This window comes from Spirochaeta lutea (assembly GCF_000758165.1).
Classification (GTDB): Bacteria; Spirochaetota; Spirochaetia; order DSM-27196; family Salinispiraceae; genus Spirochaeta_D; species Spirochaeta_D lutea.
Genome location: NZ_JNUP01000064.1, coordinates 1 through 14,137, shown reverse-complemented (window position 1 = coordinate 14,137; position 14,137 = coordinate 1). Strand labels below are relative to the sequence as shown.

16 protein-coding genes are annotated in these 14,137 nt (G+C 55.0%); 11 read left to right on the top strand and 5 right to left on the bottom strand.

Features of this window, described 5'->3' with window-relative positions; all coding sequences use genetic code 11:
• Nucleotides 1-64: 64 nt before the first annotated feature.
• The 3 genes from trxA to DC28_RS08090 form a co-directional block, all read right to left on the bottom strand.
• Nucleotides 65-442, bottom strand: coding sequence for a thioredoxin (gene trxA / locus DC28_RS08100; protein ID WP_342585332.1), 378 nt, complete (start codon nucleotides 440-442; stop codon nucleotides 65-67).
• Nucleotides 443-685: 243 nt separating this feature from the next.
• Nucleotides 686-1,525, bottom strand: a complete 840-nt coding sequence (locus DC28_RS08095; RefSeq protein WP_037547641.1) for a DUF4230 domain-containing protein — start codon at nucleotides 1,523-1,525, stop codon at nucleotides 686-688.
• The gene (locus DC28_RS08090) at nucleotides 1,518-2,153 is read right to left on the bottom strand and encodes a DUF4230 domain-containing protein (RefSeq protein WP_037547638.1); all 636 of its coding nucleotides are present in this window, start codon (nucleotides 2,151-2,153) and stop codon (nucleotides 1,518-1,520) included. The genes DC28_RS08095 and DC28_RS08090 overlap by 8 nt, the downstream gene beginning before the upstream one ends.
• A gap of 50 nt (nucleotides 2,154-2,203) precedes the next feature.
• On the opposite strand from DC28_RS08090, the gene DC28_RS08085 reads away from it, so the two are divergent.
• The 7 genes from DC28_RS08085 to DC28_RS08055 all read left to right on the top strand — a co-directional run bounded on the left by DC28_RS08085 (nucleotide 2,204) and on the right by DC28_RS08055 (nucleotide 9,795).
• The gene (locus tag DC28_RS08085) at nucleotides 2,204-3,355 is read left to right on the top strand and encodes a hypothetical protein (RefSeq protein ID WP_052078629.1); all 1,152 of its coding nucleotides are present in this window, start codon (nucleotides 2,204-2,206) and stop codon (nucleotides 3,353-3,355) included.
• A gap of 3 nt (nucleotides 3,356-3,358) precedes the next feature.
• A complete protein-coding gene (gene argA / locus DC28_RS08080) occupies nucleotides 3,359-4,942 on the top strand; it encodes an amino-acid N-acetyltransferase (RefSeq protein WP_052078628.1) in 1,584 nt (527 codons plus the stop codon).
• 222 nt (nucleotides 4,943-5,164) lie between these two features.
• Nucleotides 5,165-5,650, top strand: a complete 486-nt coding sequence (locus tag DC28_RS08075) for a Fur family transcriptional regulator (RefSeq protein ID WP_052078627.1) — start codon at nucleotides 5,165-5,167, stop codon at nucleotides 5,648-5,650.
• 292 nt (nucleotides 5,651-5,942) lie between these two features.
• Entirely contained in the window at nucleotides 5,943-6,416 is a 474-nt protein-coding gene (locus DC28_RS08070; protein WP_052078626.1) for a Dps family protein, read from the top strand.
• A gap of 243 nt (nucleotides 6,417-6,659) precedes the next feature.
• Nucleotides 6,660-8,171, top strand: a complete 1,512-nt coding sequence (locus DC28_RS08065) for a S41 family peptidase (protein ID WP_162180214.1) — start codon at nucleotides 6,660-6,662, stop codon at nucleotides 8,169-8,171.
• Nucleotides 8,168-9,040 carry an RsmE family RNA methyltransferase gene (locus DC28_RS08060; protein ID WP_037547635.1) on the top strand — a complete coding sequence of 291 codons (873 nt, stop codon included), beginning with the start codon at nucleotides 8,168-8,170 and terminating at the stop codon, nucleotides 9,038-9,040. The genes DC28_RS08065 and DC28_RS08060 overlap by 4 nt, the downstream gene beginning before the upstream one ends.
• A complete protein-coding gene (locus tag DC28_RS08055) occupies nucleotides 9,019-9,795 on the top strand; it encodes a WecB/TagA/CpsF family glycosyltransferase (protein ID WP_156104630.1) in 777 nt (258 codons plus the stop codon). The genes DC28_RS08060 and DC28_RS08055 overlap by 22 nt, the downstream gene beginning before the upstream one ends.
• Before the next feature lie 341 nt (nucleotides 9,796-10,136).
• Here DC28_RS08055 and DC28_RS08050 read toward each other — a convergent pair whose 3' ends face one another.
• Nucleotides 10,137-10,595, bottom strand: coding sequence for a hypothetical protein (locus tag DC28_RS08050; RefSeq protein WP_156104629.1), 459 nt, complete (start codon nucleotides 10,593-10,595; stop codon nucleotides 10,137-10,139).
• A 103-nt stretch (nucleotides 10,596-10,698) separates the two neighbouring features.
• Nucleotides 10,699-11,217, bottom strand: a complete 519-nt coding sequence (locus tag DC28_RS08045; RefSeq protein WP_037547630.1) for a hypothetical protein — start codon at nucleotides 11,215-11,217, stop codon at nucleotides 10,699-10,701.
• A gap of 48 nt (nucleotides 11,218-11,265) precedes the next feature.
• Between DC28_RS08045 and DC28_RS08040 the strand changes: the two genes are divergently transcribed.
• From DC28_RS08040 to DC28_RS08025, 4 genes are all read left to right on the top strand, one after another.
• Nucleotides 11,266-11,994 (top strand): SDR family NAD(P)-dependent oxidoreductase, encoded by a 729-nt coding sequence (locus DC28_RS08040; RefSeq protein WP_052078623.1) that lies wholly within the window; start codon nucleotides 11,266-11,268, stop codon nucleotides 11,992-11,994.
• A gap of 97 nt (nucleotides 11,995-12,091) precedes the next feature.
• Complete coding sequence (locus DC28_RS08035; RefSeq protein ID WP_037547628.1) at nucleotides 12,092-12,646, top strand: STAS domain-containing protein; 555 nt, start codon at nucleotides 12,092-12,094, stop codon at nucleotides 12,644-12,646.
• A gap of 54 nt (nucleotides 12,647-12,700) precedes the next feature.
• Nucleotides 12,701-13,096, top strand: coding sequence for a type III secretion system chaperone family protein (locus DC28_RS08030; protein ID WP_037547626.1), 396 nt, complete (start codon nucleotides 12,701-12,703; stop codon nucleotides 13,094-13,096).
• 12 nt (nucleotides 13,097-13,108) lie between these two features.
• A complete protein-coding gene (locus DC28_RS08025) occupies nucleotides 13,109-13,933 on the top strand; it encodes a PspA/IM30 family protein (RefSeq protein ID WP_037547624.1) in 825 nt (274 codons plus the stop codon).
• The last annotated feature ends 204 nt before the right edge of the window (nucleotides 13,934-14,137 follow it).

Sequence of the window (14,137 nt, the reverse complement as noted above, 5' to 3'; positions counted from 1 at the left end):
TCCGGGGGACCGGGTGAAGGAAAAACGGGGTATGCCGGCCCCGAGAGGCCGGCACAGGGTGGGTCTATTCAACCTTCAATACTTCCTTCATGGCCTGGAGCAGGGTTTCCTTGGGTAAGGCGCCCTGAGCCATCTGGGGTTTCTCTCCCATGGGGATAAAAAGCAGGCTGGGGATGCTCTGGATGCCGAAGGCCATGCTGAGCTCCTGCTGCTCGTCGGTGTTCACCTTGTATACATGCATTTTATCGCCGTATTCCTCGGAGATCTCCTCCAGTACGGGCGCTACCATTTTACAGGGGCCGCACCAATCGGCGTAGAAGTCGATAAGGGCCGGTTTATCGCCCTGATACTCCCAGTCCTTCTTTTCTTCGAAATTAAAAACCTTTTCAAGAAATTCTTCCTTGGTTAGTTGCTGTGTCATACTGTTACCGTCCTTATATATTGAAAATTCTATATATGAATATACTAGATAGTTCTTGTAATGTAAAGTCCCTATACATAAAAGTCAATGCAGTAGGTTGCCCTGCCGGGAACCTGGCCCTGTGCTCCCAGGGTGTACCGAGGGTTCTAAGGGTCAATTAGTGGGCAAAAGGTTGTACCTATTCACCCTGACGACACCATCCCTGGCTTGATTTCCGGGCTATGCAACGAAATCTGGTGTCGTGTACAACCTTCTATGCACTACCTAAGGTGTAGTTAGTTCGACCCGGAAGTCAAGGTCTCCGGGAAGAAACCCGGTAATTACCTGGGTCAGGGATTCCTTGGCGCTTTGCAAGACGGCTTCCTCATCGGGAAGTCCGGGGCTGTATCCGGAAATAAAGCTGCTGATCTGTTTCCATTCCTGCACTCCCAGGGTCACATCGGGGTAGGGGTAGCTGGTGCGGCTGGGATCCTCTATCTCCATGGATAGAAGCCGGGGCGGCGGGAGGGAAACGGTAAAGTCGGTTTGCTCGCCCGGGTTTTCCCGGATGGTTATTATTCCCGGTTCCTTGAGGTTATACCCGTAGCGGTATACCAGGGTAACCACGAGAAAAGGCCGTCCGGAGAGTCCGGGATCAAACCCCGTTAATCTGGCAAGGTTATAGGCCTCCAGGGTCTGCCATTCTTCGGCGCTCAGGACCTCCCGCAGGGTCCGGCCCGACCGGTCCGTCCGGAGTTTCTCGGAAATATCCGGGATGGTGATTCCCGGGGCAAAAAAATCGTAGGGGAACACGGCTTTGTGCAGGTATTCGAGGATGGTCAGCTCATCCAGGCTGCGGATCTCTTCCAAGAGTCCATCGGTACTCATGTGCTGATTCCGGCTAAACAGAGACACCGAGGGCACCAGGGCCGGGCCGAGGTAGGGGGTAAAGAGGCGCAGAAACCCGAGGACCAGGAGGGCTGCAAGTATCAGTATCCAGAATACCTTGGAGAAGAGCAGCCGACCGAAAAACCGGAAGACCCGGAACCGCGGCTTCCGGTTCTCCCGGGGCGGGGCCTTCTGTTTCGGAGACTGCTGTCTTGGTTCTTTGGGAGTCTTACTCATGGGGCTGCTCCGCGGACTCTGAATTTTCCGGTTTCAACCAGGTGATTTGGATGTGCTCAAACCCCAGGGATCTTCCCAGCCCGGAAAGGATGTCCTGAGCCTCCGCCCTGGCTTGGTTCAGGATGCCCCGGGACACGGCATCGGCCTGGATGGATTCCTTGGCCTGGTCGAGCAAATCACTGAGCTCCAGAAGCTGGAGACCTCCCCCAAGGTCCTGGGAGAAGTACTGTCGAAGGGAATCCTCTTGCGCATCGATGGAGAGAATGCGGGGTTCGGGTAGGAGCAGTTCAGGATTGTCCTGGGAATTCAGCCGGACCCGCGCTTGGGTAAGGTCTACGCCGGCAGAGACGTGGAGGTTCACGCTGAAGAGAAACTGTCGATTTTTTGTGGGAATGAAACCGAGAAAGCGTTCCTGTTCCCCGAAATAGAGAATCTCTCGGTAGATATATTCGTAGCTTCGTAGTTCGGCCATGGTTGTTAGGCGGCTTTCGATGCGGTTTAGCTGAACTGCGGGATCTACGGAACATGCGTTGAGTAAAAACACGGCCCAAAGAACCCAGAATAGGGTGTATCCCTGGGTTTTGGGGCTGAGGAAAACTCCTGGTATGCCGACATTCCTAGTAACCATGACTCCTCAAGTATGAGGCAAACTCACTATTGGAGCAAGACGGAGTTTTCATGAGCACTGAACAGCAGGATATCCACAAGCCTATGCGGCTCTTTATAGCGGGTCTTCTTATTATTCTGGGGGTTGTCAGTCCGGTACTGGTGTTATCCCAGGAGGACGGAAGCCCGGTGGAACTGGAGGGGCCGGAGATTGAGAATCCGGCACTAGCCCAGTCCGGTTCCGAGGATGGGGGTGCAACCCAGCCCGGAGAACAATCAATAGGACCGATACACCCGGAACAGTCCGAACAGTCCCTCCCCGGCGAGGAGGGGGTGGGCATTGAGGACCGGTCAGAGGGCTACGAGCCGGGGGGTGACCGGGGTCAGCCGGGGACGGCTCAGGATGCAGGGGCATTGGAATCACCTGGAACAGAAGAGTACAAGACCTTTACGAGCATCTTCGATGATTCCATGGTTCTGGGATTCTACGGGAACCCTCATTCCAGCTTCATGGGGATTCTAGGGGAGCAGTCCATCGAACGGACGGCCCAACGCCTCCGGGAGGTTGCCCAGGAATATCAGGCCCTGGCCCCGGATATCCGGGTTCGCCCAGCCTTCCACTTGATCTATGCTACGGTATGGGCCGATGCCAACGTAGGACGGCTGGCTCCCTCTATTATACAGCGGTACGTGGATTATGCTGCCGAGCATGACATGCTGGTGATTCTGGACCATCAACTGGGAAAGTTCAGTGTGGAGGAGAGTGTTAAAGAGATGCTGCCCTGGCTGCGGTACGAGCAGGTTCATTTGGCCATCGATCCTGAATGGTCTACCCTGGTGCCCGGAAAGGAGATCGGTTGGGTTTCCGCCCAGGAGGTCAATGAGGCCCAGCAGATGATTCAGGATTATCTGATCCAGGAGGAGATTCCTGGCAGAAAGTTTTTAATCGTCCATCAATTCAACCGGAAGATGATAACCCAGCGGGAGTTGGTCCGGTCTGATTTTGAGCGGGTGGATTTGGTCCATAACGCCGACGGCTTCGGCCCGCCGCCCTTGAAGATGTACAGCTGGAATTATATTGTAGAGGCGGAGAATATGCCGTTAAAAGGATTCAAGCTGTTTTACCCCAAGGATTGGAAGGATAAGGGGTATGATGATCCCCTCATGAGTCCCCAAGAGGTCATGAGTCTGGATCCCAGGCCGGTGTATATTAATTACCAGTAACCTATGGAAGAAAGTATTCTACAGGGTCAGGTAGACCTGATCCGCGAGGTTTTCATGTATGCCCAGCGCTTTTTTGATAAGCGCTTTGTCATCATGATTTCCTCGGCCATCATTGACGATCCCCGGTTCCCCTCCCTGGTCCGGGATCTTGGGATTCTGCATAAGAGCGGAATTCAGATTCTCCTGGTGCCCGGAGCCGGGCGGCATATCGATGATGTGCTGGAGGCCTACGGCCACGAGTCCCGGAGGCATCTGGGGGTCCGTATTTCTGCCCGGGAGGACATGCCCTTTATAAAGATGGCTGCCTTCGATGTGGCCAACAAACTCATGACCCAGCTATCCAGCCTTCATGTTGATTCGGTTATCGGCAGCTGGGTGCGGGCCCGGAGCATCGGGGTCGTGGACGGGGTGGACTACCAGGAGACCGGGGCGGTAAGTAAAATAGATGTCCGGCTCCTGGAGAAGGTCTTGGAAGACGGGATGGTGCCCATTCTCCCCTGTATCGGCTGGAGCGCCACAGGAAATCCATACAATATCAGCTCATTGGAGCTGGCAACCTATCTGGCCGAGCAACTCAAGGCTGAAAAACTATTCTTCCTCACCGATTCGGTGGAGCTTTCGGCGGATCGCTACCGTCTACCCGAAGAGGGGGTTGTTACCAACGCTGGGAACATCACCCGTCTTTCGGTCCCCGCAGCCCGGGAGTTCCTGGAACTGAATACCCAGCTCACCGAGACCCTGGACTACCTCTTCATCGACCTGGCAGCCCGGGCCGCCAGCAATGGTGTAGAACGGGTGCATATTATAAACGGCAGCATTGAAGGGGTAATTCTCAAGGAAATTTTCAGTACCATGGGTTTCGGTACCATGGTGCACAGCGATCCCTTTGAGTCCATTCGGGATATGCAGGCTGATGATATACCCGGGGTGTTGGATATCATGGAGCCCAATATTCAAAAGGGGATTCTCGTGCGCCGGGATCAGCAGGAACTGGAGCGTTTGCACCAGGACTTCGTGGTTTACATTACCGACGGTTCGGTCCGGGGATGCGGCGCCTTGCACCGGTACGAGGATAATTCCGCAGAGATTGCGGGTATTGCAGTGGATCCGGGGTTCTCCACCAAGGGAATCGGACAGAAGATCGTGAGCTACCTCATCGGTAAGGCTCGGCGCCTAGGCCTGGAGCGGGTGTTCGTGTTAACCACAAAGACCAGCGACTGGTTTGAAAACCTGGGATTCATTCAGGCCGGCCCTGCGGATCTCCCCGAGAGCAAACAGAAAAAATACGACCCTAACCGCCGGAGCCGGGTATTTGTGTATCCCCTCCAGGATGATGTACTCCCCGAGAGCCTGGAAGACGAACAGGACCCAGACCAGGGGTACACCATGACCCAGGCCGAGTATGCCGACCGCTTGTACAATATCAACACCGGGTATGAAGAGGTTGACCCCGATCCTCCCCTGGGAATGTTGGAAGAGCAGTTAGCCCATCGGGCCGGGACCGATGAGGACAGCGCGGACGGTAAAGAACGTGAGAATGGTGATGCGTCCAAGGGTGATGCGTCCAAGGGTGATGCCGGCTCCTGATTCGGGGGTGGCGCGCTCGAGGGAGAGTTTCAGGGAGGGACCCATGAAGAGTCCCAGGGACGGTAATCCCGAAGGGTAACTAAGAGCCCACCGGGAACCGGCACCCCCAACAAGCCTCAACCCGGGCTGCCAAAACTGCAACCATAAAAGATCGCCCCGCACCACTACTTCCGGGACAGCCGGCTTGATTGCCCCGCATCTTGGTAGTATTATATTAATGTAATGAATACAAAATTGGATGCTAACAGGTACCATAACCTCCGAACCGATGCTGATAAGGACCCTCCCGAGGATAATTCCATGGATGCCCTGTCCGTGCTCCGGGACCATGATCTGAGTCCCTCCTATCCTCGCAAGCGGATCTTGGAATACCTCATGGACTACCACAACCATCCCACCGTCGGACAGATTTACCAGGATTTGGTGGGGGACATCCCCAGCCTCTCTAAAACCACGGTGTATAATACCCTAAAAACCTTCGTGGAACGCCATATCGCCGAGGTTATCACCATCGAAGGTAAGGAAAACCGGTACGATCTCTATAACCCTGAAACCCACGCCCACTTTAAATGCGAATCCTGCGGGAACGTATTTGATATATCCGTTGGCATGAGCCTCTTATCATTACCGGATCTGCAGGGATTCGAGGTACACGATCACTCGGTTCACTTCAACGGATTCTGCCCCTCCTGCCTGGGCAGCGCCTAAGCCCGGGTTTTCTTCGGATAAACCGGCCCCATGGGTAGTGCGCAAAAGCTTGTAAATCACACCGGATATAGCGGAGCTGCCCGGGTTTGACCCCCGGATAGGGCCGCGGATGGGGATGTTACAAGCTTTTGTGCACTCTATGCATAGCCGATACCAAGCCGGGGCAACCGGATACGTCCCCGGAGCCCTGAGCTACTTCACTCTACCCCCAATTACCTTGACGCAACTGAAAATTGTTATTAATATATAATTGTACTGAATACAAAACTGATTTATCAAAAGGAGACGTAGTATGAGTGCATCAGTAATTGGGCTTTCTGACGACAAAATCCAGGGTGTGGTTAAGGCCCTGAATACCTACCTGGCAAACCTCGGTGTGCTGGATATAAAACTGCACAATCTGCACTGGAATGTAGAGGGACAGAACTTTTTCTCCCTCCATGCCAAGCTTGAGGAGTTTTATGATCTGGCCGGGGAAGACCTGGACGAGGTAGCTGAGCGCATTTTAACCCTGGGATACCGCCCCCTGGCGAGTCTAAAGGACTTTATGGCATCAGCAACCCTTTCCGAACTGCCCAGCAAGGCGGTAAAGGGTCCTGAAGTGGTGGATATTGTGGAAGGTGATTTTAACGCCATGCTCAAGCAGAGCCGAGAGATCCTTACCCTGGCTGAGGAGGCCAAGGACCAGGGCACCGTAGATTTGATGGCCGGATTTATCGGCCGCTACGAGAAAACCCTCTGGATGCTGCGGGCCTACAAGGCATAAGAGCAGCAACCACACCGCTGCGGTCTTCGGGCCGCGGCGTTTTTTTTTAGCTCCCCGCCGGACCTGCACGGCAGCCCGGGGATGCATATATTCTATAGTGCGCAAAAGGTTGTAACTTTTCGCCCCGGCGACACCACCTAAGGATAGAGATGTCTGTTGCTCCGCTATATCTGGTGTAGTTTACAACCTTTTGCGCACTAAGCATACATTGAGCCGGAGTGCTCCATGTGCTACCATGGATTCATGAGTACATCACCTACCACTAAGCGCCGGCTTTGGACGGCAGTCGGATTTTTCGCCTGTGTATTATTTATTCTATTCGTGGCAGCCGCCCAAGGCATTGCCCAGGGCGCACGGTCCCAGAGCGGTTCCTCCGCTGACGACCAAGCCTTGACGGTGCTGCGTCAGGTGATGCAGTTCATTCAGAACAGCTATGTCGAGGAGGTTGATACCGAAACCCTCATCGACGGCGCTCTCAAGGGAATGTTCGAGAGCCTGGATGATCCCTACTCCATGTTTCTCGACGAGACTGAAATGCGGAAGCTTGGCGATACAACCAGTGGAGAATTCGGCGGGGTGGGGCTGTACATCAATAAGGTTATCCCCCCTGAGGATGAACCCTGGATCCGCCCCTTTGTGGAAATCGTATCTCCCATTGAAGATACCCCCGGATTCCGGGCAGGACTCATGCCCGGTGATTTAATTACCGCCATCGAGGATACCTCTACCGAGGAGCTTACCATCGACGAGGTGGTGGACCGACTCCGGGGCGAACCGGGCTCGGAAGTACGCATTTCTATCCTACGGGGCGAAACAGCCCAGTTTGATGTCACCCTTACCCGGGCCATCATAGAAATACCCACGGTTAAGTATGAACCCATCCGGGACTATGGATACCTGAGGATTATTCAGTTTACCCCGGCCACGGATGACCGAGTCGCCCAGGCCCTGCAAGACCTGAAGAATCAGAACATTCAGGGGCTGATCATTGATCTACGGACCAACCCAGGAGGATTGTTAACCGCTGTGGTGGATACTGCCGATCTCTTCTTTGACGACGGCCTCATTGTGGGAACCCGGGGGCGGGTTGCCCGGGAAAACAATCAATTTGTCGCTGAACCCGGTTCTCTTATCCCGGATACCATGCCCATTGTGGTGTTGGTCGATCAGGGAACTGCCTCGGCGGCAGAGATCCTAGCCGGAGCCTTGAGGAACCGCGGTCGGGCCGTCTTGATCGGGGAAACCACCTACGGAAAGGGCTCGGTCCAGCAGATTCATAGTCTCGGATCCAAGGGTTTCCGGCTGACGATGTCTAAGTATTATACCCCGGGAAATGTCTACATCGATAAGGTTGGTATCGCCCCCGATATTGAATTGAGCGAACCGGCCCTCACCCGGGAGGAAGAGGAAGATTTTATCCGCTTGACGGAGGAACAGCGTATTCAGCAATTCCTGGACGACAACCCGGATCCCAGCCCGACCCGGATTAGCGAGTTTTTAGAAACTCTGCATTCCGAGTACGACATTTCCCTGTCTGATAGGCTCATCAGGCGCCTTATCCGCCGGGAATTCGAGCGGAGGACTAACACCACCTCGGTATATGACCTTGAATTTGATCTGGTCCTCCGGCGAGCCCTGGAACTCATTGCCGACCCCCGGGAAATGCGTGAAATCATTGAATCCCGGGAGCCCCTGGACGCTGACTTCAGCCAAGGCCACGGCCTTCCCTTGCCGGCCCTGTCCAGTCCGCAATGAAACAGTTCATACTCCCCCAGGCGCCGGACCACGGGGGAACGGTGTATCTCACCGGAAAAGACTATCACTACCTGGTCCGGGTACGACGGTACGCGGTCGGTACGATCATTCCGGTATTAGTCCCCTCACCGTCTCAGCCCCAGCAGGGAAGCTTGCGCATCATTGAAATCTACGAGGACCGCCTTGTAGGGGAGGTCACCCCCCGGACCAGCACTGAGGAGGATCGGGACCTGCCCTCCGCCAATCCCGATGAGTCACCCTCCCCTAAGGGTGATTCCGAACAGGCTCTTGACCAGCCCGGTTTGGACCGCAGGCTCGGCGGACACCCAGGCTACCCTCAGATTCACCTCTGGGTAGGGTATCCCAAGGCGCGGAAATTGGATCAGGTCATCCGCCAGGCCACCGAACTCGGGGTTGCGACCATCCGGCCCATTCTCTGCGACCGGAGTATTCCCGACCCGGATGCCCGGGGATGGGCGAAAAAGAGCCAACGCTACCGGCGGATCATAGAGGAGGCGGTGCAGCAAAGCGGTTCTCCGGGCATACCGGAATTACAGGATCCTGCGGCATTGGAAAGGGTCATTATGACCCCGACAGATGGCGCGCTGGGCATCTATTTTCATGAGACAATGCTTGCAAAAGAGGGCCTTCACGACTATCTTTGTCCCCTGCCGGAGCAGGTGTATCTGCTCTTTGGTCCCGAGGGCGGTATATCACCCCGGGAGCGCCGGCTGCTCCAGGAGCATTCCTGGCAACCCGGCTACCTGGGGAACTCGGTGCTCCGCTGCGAAACAGCAGTGGTAGCCGCCCTGGGAGCAATCAAGGCAATTTGTGGAGAGGTTACGCGGTGGCAGATAAACTATCGATAAATCAAAATCAACGGACACTCATTACGAGAACACGAATACTCGGCATCCCGGTGGATTGTGTTCTTCAGGAGGATTTTCATGCCGTCCTGGATCGTCTCATGGACAGCCAGGAACCGGCTCAGATCGTGTTTCTCCGTACCCGGGACCTGTTGCGGGCCCGGCGGGATCGCAGCTACCGGAAAACCCTTGAGGCTGCCAGCCTGGTCCTTCCCGTATCCAAAGAGATTACCCGGGGACTCCATGCCCTAGGGCGCCCCATGCCCGCCCGGTACTATCCCTTCGATGCAATCATATCCGTACTGGGCTGGCTGGAACGGCGCCGGGGTACCCTGTACCTTCTCGGCGGCAGCTCCACGGCGATCAGCCAGATCGAATCAAACCTGCGCCAAACCTTCCCGGGAGCGCGCATCGTCGGCCGCTTTATGGGCCGCTACAGCCGGGAGATGGAAACCAATATCTGTATGGCCATCCGAAAAGCCTCACCGAACCTACTGCTGGTGGGGGATGGTCCCCGGGGCGAGAACAAATGGCTATACCGCCGACGAACCCGGCTCAACTCGGGTATTCAGATTTATTCCCGGGAATTTTTCAACATGACCCTGGGCACCACCCCCCGGGTAAGCAGGATCAGTTTCCGGAACGGCCGGGAATTCCTTCGGGAGTGGTACCGTAATCCCCTGCTCGTGTTTACCGGAATCCATCTGCCCTGGTTCCGATTTTTGGTCCTCATGGAACGGGTGTTTCGCCGCCGATAGGATTATCACGGGTATCTATGCTCGAGCAATAGGGTGTATTTCGAGGGAAAGCGCTGGCTAGGCTTACGTAGTGCGCAAAAGGTTGTAAACGACACCAGATATAGTGGAGCAATCAGTCAGTCCACCCATGGGTGGTGTTGCCGGGATGCAATGTTACAACCTTTTGCGCACTACGCTCGGCTTACCTGCGATCTGTTGGGTAATGAGCCGGATGACCGGACAATCAAGAACCAGACTCCCATGGATCCAATACCCTTACATAAGGACATGTTCTGGAACAGGGACAGAATCAGAGACATGGTCCGGAACAGGGAAAAGCTCCGGACAAACGAGGCCCGAACCTATCCCGCCTCGTGGTGGTCTGCAGCCAAATGCTGCACCAGGGCTCGGCGCACATCACTGCGCGCCCCGAGCACCAGCCTGCCCACCAGCCATCGCATCCCGGGAATGTATAAAAAAAGACACAGTCCAAGGGAGACCGGCCCGGGCAGAATGGCAGGAATCACCACCACTGCCAGCCCGATGTAGCGGTACAGGATGCCCGAAGACAGCTGCCCGGCCTTCAGCCGTTCCAGCAACAACGCCCGGGCTGCCTGAAGCCGGAGAATCACCAAAACCGTAATCAATAGACTCGCCAACCCGGACCATCCCAGAGCCCCGTAGGCACCCCAGGCCTGCCCCAGGAACATGAGCCCCAGGGTATCGGCGACAATCAGAATAGCCAATCCCGCCAGGACTGCCACCATACGCGCCACAAACACCCGTGAAAAAAGCAGGAGCATCCCTGACAAGCGGTTCAAGATACACCCTCTCCGCCGGCCCAAACACCGCCGGCGTCTATGATTCTGCCGGAGCTGAGATACACAGTGGGTACCGAAGGGGTGTTGCGCCCTGGGATCATTCCTATAACCCCTGGTATTCCAATAAAACGAAAACCGGGATGAGAACCCCGCCCCCCATTTCGTAGGGACCGTAATACTCCACCAGGAACAGCCCCTTCCGGTTGGGGACAATCAACTCGGGCCCGGGGTTCATGGGCGCCCGCTGGGGAATCAGATCCATGAACCGCGAATCGAAGACCGCAATAATCCCGTCAAAGCGCTCCAGCTCATTATCCGGCATCCGTTCCGCCTGAATAATCTCCACCTCGGTGTAGTAGCTCTCCGGCGCAGGATCAATCACCGTAACCGTGGAAACCGTCCCCATAATCAGGTATCGGCCCTGGGGATCAATAGAAAAATCACTGCCCTCAGGATCGTAGAGGGCCCGGGAAAAATCCCGTAAATCCCGGGAAACATACACCCTGTCGTAGGGTTCGCCCTGATCTTCCGCCGGCTCCTGGCTCTGGGCAGCCCCTTGGGCCAAAACCAGGGTTAACAACAACCCGGTAAACCAAAAAAAACCTCCCGAGGACCGCTTCATACCAACCTCCTGTGCACACATGGCTTCTTTCATAGTATGATGCTAACCATGCCGGGTCAAGAAACCACATGGAAAACCAAAAAAGCCCTGGTCATCGGCGGCACCGGGGGCATCGGCCTGTCCTGTACCCATACCCTATTAGACCTGGGCTGTCAGGTTACCGCCCTGGGTAGACCCAAATCCCGTCCCGAGCTTGCTGGGGTTCAGGGGTTATCAGTGGTATCTATGGAGATTCGAACGCCCGAACAAACCATCGCCCAACTTCAGGACGAAACAGGCCCCCTTACTCAATGGGACATTCTGATTTGTGCCTTCGGCCCCTACCTCCACGGCCCCCTCACCCTGGCCGCCCCCGGGGACTGGCAGCACATTACCCTGCTTAACCTGGCGCTTCCCGGAGCACTAGTCTCTGCGGTTCTCCCGGGGATGATGGAGCGCCGGTTCGGTAGAATCCTCCTGTTCGGGGGAACCGGGGCGGACCGTATAAACGGCTACCGGCAGACCGCGGTATATCAAGCGGCAAAAGCCGGCCTGGGGGTGTTGGCGAAATCAGTGAGTAGCCAAGCCGCAGAATTCGGAGTAAGCTGCAATGTAATCTGTCCGGGATACATCGCCACGGAATACTACAGCCCGGGATTGCTTGCCCAAGCCAGACGTCATCTGCCCCAGGGTGAGCCCGGTAAGCCTGAGGACCTGGATGAATTAATCCGCCTCCTGGTAAAAAATCCCGCTAATCTGTTAAATGGAGCTATAATTTCTGCTGGACAGGGATTATAGTAATAAGAGTAGTATGCCGATACTGTAAGTTGAACGAATGATTTGACAAAGAAAATCCCGATGAATAGAATGAATTCACCGAATAGAGTGGGGAGTCATGAGCAGTAATAACGAAATAGTTCCAGGGTTTGACGAAGAGAAGGATGAAAGCCTTAAAATCCGGCTTCAGAAAATAGAAGGCGCGGAAGGGGTCTTGGTTCTTTACCTGAACGGTTATATTGATACCTACAACTCCAACTTTTTTCAGAAACGGGTCAACCGCGCTATCGAAACCGGATTCACCAAACTAATATTCCAATGTAACGGCCTCACCTACGTTTCCAGTACGGGAATCGGATCATTCACTGCCTTCCTGAAGGCGGTGAAGCCTCGAAGCGGAGACCTGGTCCTCTTGGAGATTCAGCCCAAGGTATACGAGGTGTTTCAGCTGCTTGGATTCTCCCAGTTCTTCAACATAAAAGATAATATTGATGAGGCGGTGGACTTCTTCAAGAAGGGCGCCTCCAGCCAAGCCTCTGATGCCTTTCCCAAGATTTTCCGTTGTCCGATCTGTTCTACCAAGCTCAAAGCCTCCAAACCCGGGCGCTTTCGCTGCTCGAACTGCAAGACCATTCTGGCAATCGATAATTCAGGACAGATTTTTCTTGGATAGCGTGGTATCATAGGCCTCGAGGTTATCCGGAAACCAATCCTGAAAGGGGCTTTTGTGAATAACGCAAATAATAGAATACAAAGCTATCTCGTAACCCTGGGTATTACCAGCGAGCAGGTAAGTGAGGATGTGTGGTTGGTAAACGATCCTGACAAGGGTTTAAACCAGATCATCATCTTTGTGGATGAGTCCTTGGTTACCATCCGATGCCGGTTAATGGAGCTTCCCCCTGGGGACCGCCAGGAACTCAGCGAACTCTTTGAGACCCTGCTGCGGTTCAATCTCGATCTTGTGCATGGTGCCTACGCCTTGGAAGATCATTATGTTGTAATAATGGACACCCTAGAGCTGAATACCATGGACTTGGAAGAGTTTCAGGCATCAATGGACGCCATCGGGCTGGCCATTGCCCAGCACTACCCGGTATTATCTAAGTACAGGCATTCCTGAGGAGGACATTAGATGGGCCTTTTTAGCAGACTGAAGCGGGTCATAAGCGCGAACCTTAATCAGTTAATCAGTAAATCCGAAGATCCCGAAAAAATGTTGAACACTCTCATCACCGAGATGAATCAGCAGCTCATTGAGTCGAAACGAAGTGTGGCCGGGGCCATAGCAGACGAGAAAAAACTTGAGCGTCAGATGCAGGAGATGCTCAACCAGGCGAAGGAATGGGAGCGCAAGGCTATCCTTGCCGTCCGGGCGGCCGAGAAGGAACCGGACCGGGCAGCCCACTTCGAGGGTTTGGCAAAACAAGCCCTGCTTCAAAAAAAGCAGTGTGAATCCGACGCGGAGAAATACAAAGAGCAGTGGGAGGCCCAGCACGAGTCTGTGGCCAAGCTGAAGGATGCCCTGCGGGGTCTCCAGCAGCGTATCGAAGAAGCCCAGCGCAAAAAGAATCTTCTCCTGGCCCGCAGCCGCCGGGCGGAAGCCCAGAAGCGGATCCAGGATCAGCTTTCCGGTATTTCCCAGTCATCAGCCTTCGAGGCCTTCGACCGTATGGAGGCCCGGGTAGACCAGATTGAAGCCGAGGCAGATGCCCTGAAGGAGCTTGACGGTCCCTCCAACACCTCCCTGGAGCAGCAGTTTGCCGCCCTTGAAGCCGGGTCCGGGGGCAGCGCCGATGAAATGCTGGAAAACCTGAAAAGCCGCCTCTACATTGAGGATACCAGCGGCGCCTCGGGTAAAAAGGCCTCATCCGGCCAGAGTGCCCCCAAGGCTGAGGATGTTGATACCGCCGAGGTCGACCAGATGATGGAAGATCTCAAGCGCAAAATGAACGAGTAGTCCCGGAAGCAATCGCCCCGGCCGCATGTACCGTGGCCGCCTGTGCCGTAGCCGGGGCATGGACCGGGGTATGGGTAACGCTGCCTTTTCCAGCGTGGGTGGATGCCGTTTTATAGTGCGCAAAAGCCTGTAACTTTTTTGCACCTCAGACCCCCCCAGAGCACACCCGCCTCATCACGCCGAAATGTACTTCGGCACGTAGGT

Coding starts and splice junctions, on each gene's coding strand:
- DC28_RS08095 (WP_037547641.1), bottom strand. CDS start 1,525: ATGAGTAAGACTCCCAAAGAACCAAGACAGCAGTCTCCGAAACAGAAG.
- DC28_RS08025 (WP_037547624.1), top strand. CDS start 13,109: ATGGGCCTTTTTAGCAGACTGAAGCGGGTCATAAGCGCGAACCTTAAT.
- DC28_RS08035 (WP_037547628.1), top strand. CDS start 12,092: ATGAGCAGTAATAACGAAATAGTTCCAGGGTTTGACGAAGAGAAGGAT.
- DC28_RS08075 (WP_052078627.1), top strand. CDS start 5,165: ATGAATACAAAATTGGATGCTAACAGGTACCATAACCTCCGAACCGAT.
- DC28_RS08085 (WP_052078629.1), top strand. CDS start 2,204: ATGAGCACTGAACAGCAGGATATCCACAAGCCTATGCGGCTCTTTATA.
- DC28_RS08040 (WP_052078623.1), top strand. CDS start 11,266: ATGCCGGGTCAAGAAACCACATGGAAAACCAAAAAAGCCCTGGTCATC.
- DC28_RS08065 (WP_162180214.1), top strand. CDS start 6,660: ATGAGTACATCACCTACCACTAAGCGCCGGCTTTGGACGGCAGTCGGA.
- argA (WP_052078628.1), top strand. CDS start 3,359: ATGGAAGAAAGTATTCTACAGGGTCAGGTAGACCTGATCCGCGAGGTT.
- DC28_RS08060 (WP_037547635.1), top strand. CDS start 8,168: ATGAAACAGTTCATACTCCCCCAGGCGCCGGACCACGGGGGAACGGTG.
- DC28_RS08070 (WP_052078626.1), top strand. CDS start 5,943: ATGAGTGCATCAGTAATTGGGCTTTCTGACGACAAAATCCAGGGTGTG.
- DC28_RS08045 (WP_037547630.1), bottom strand. CDS start 11,217: ATGAAGCGGTCCTCGGGAGGTTTTTTTTGGTTTACCGGGTTGTTGTTA.
- DC28_RS08090 (WP_037547638.1), bottom strand. CDS start 2,153: ATGGTTACTAGGAATGTCGGCATACCAGGAGTTTTCCTCAGCCCCAAA.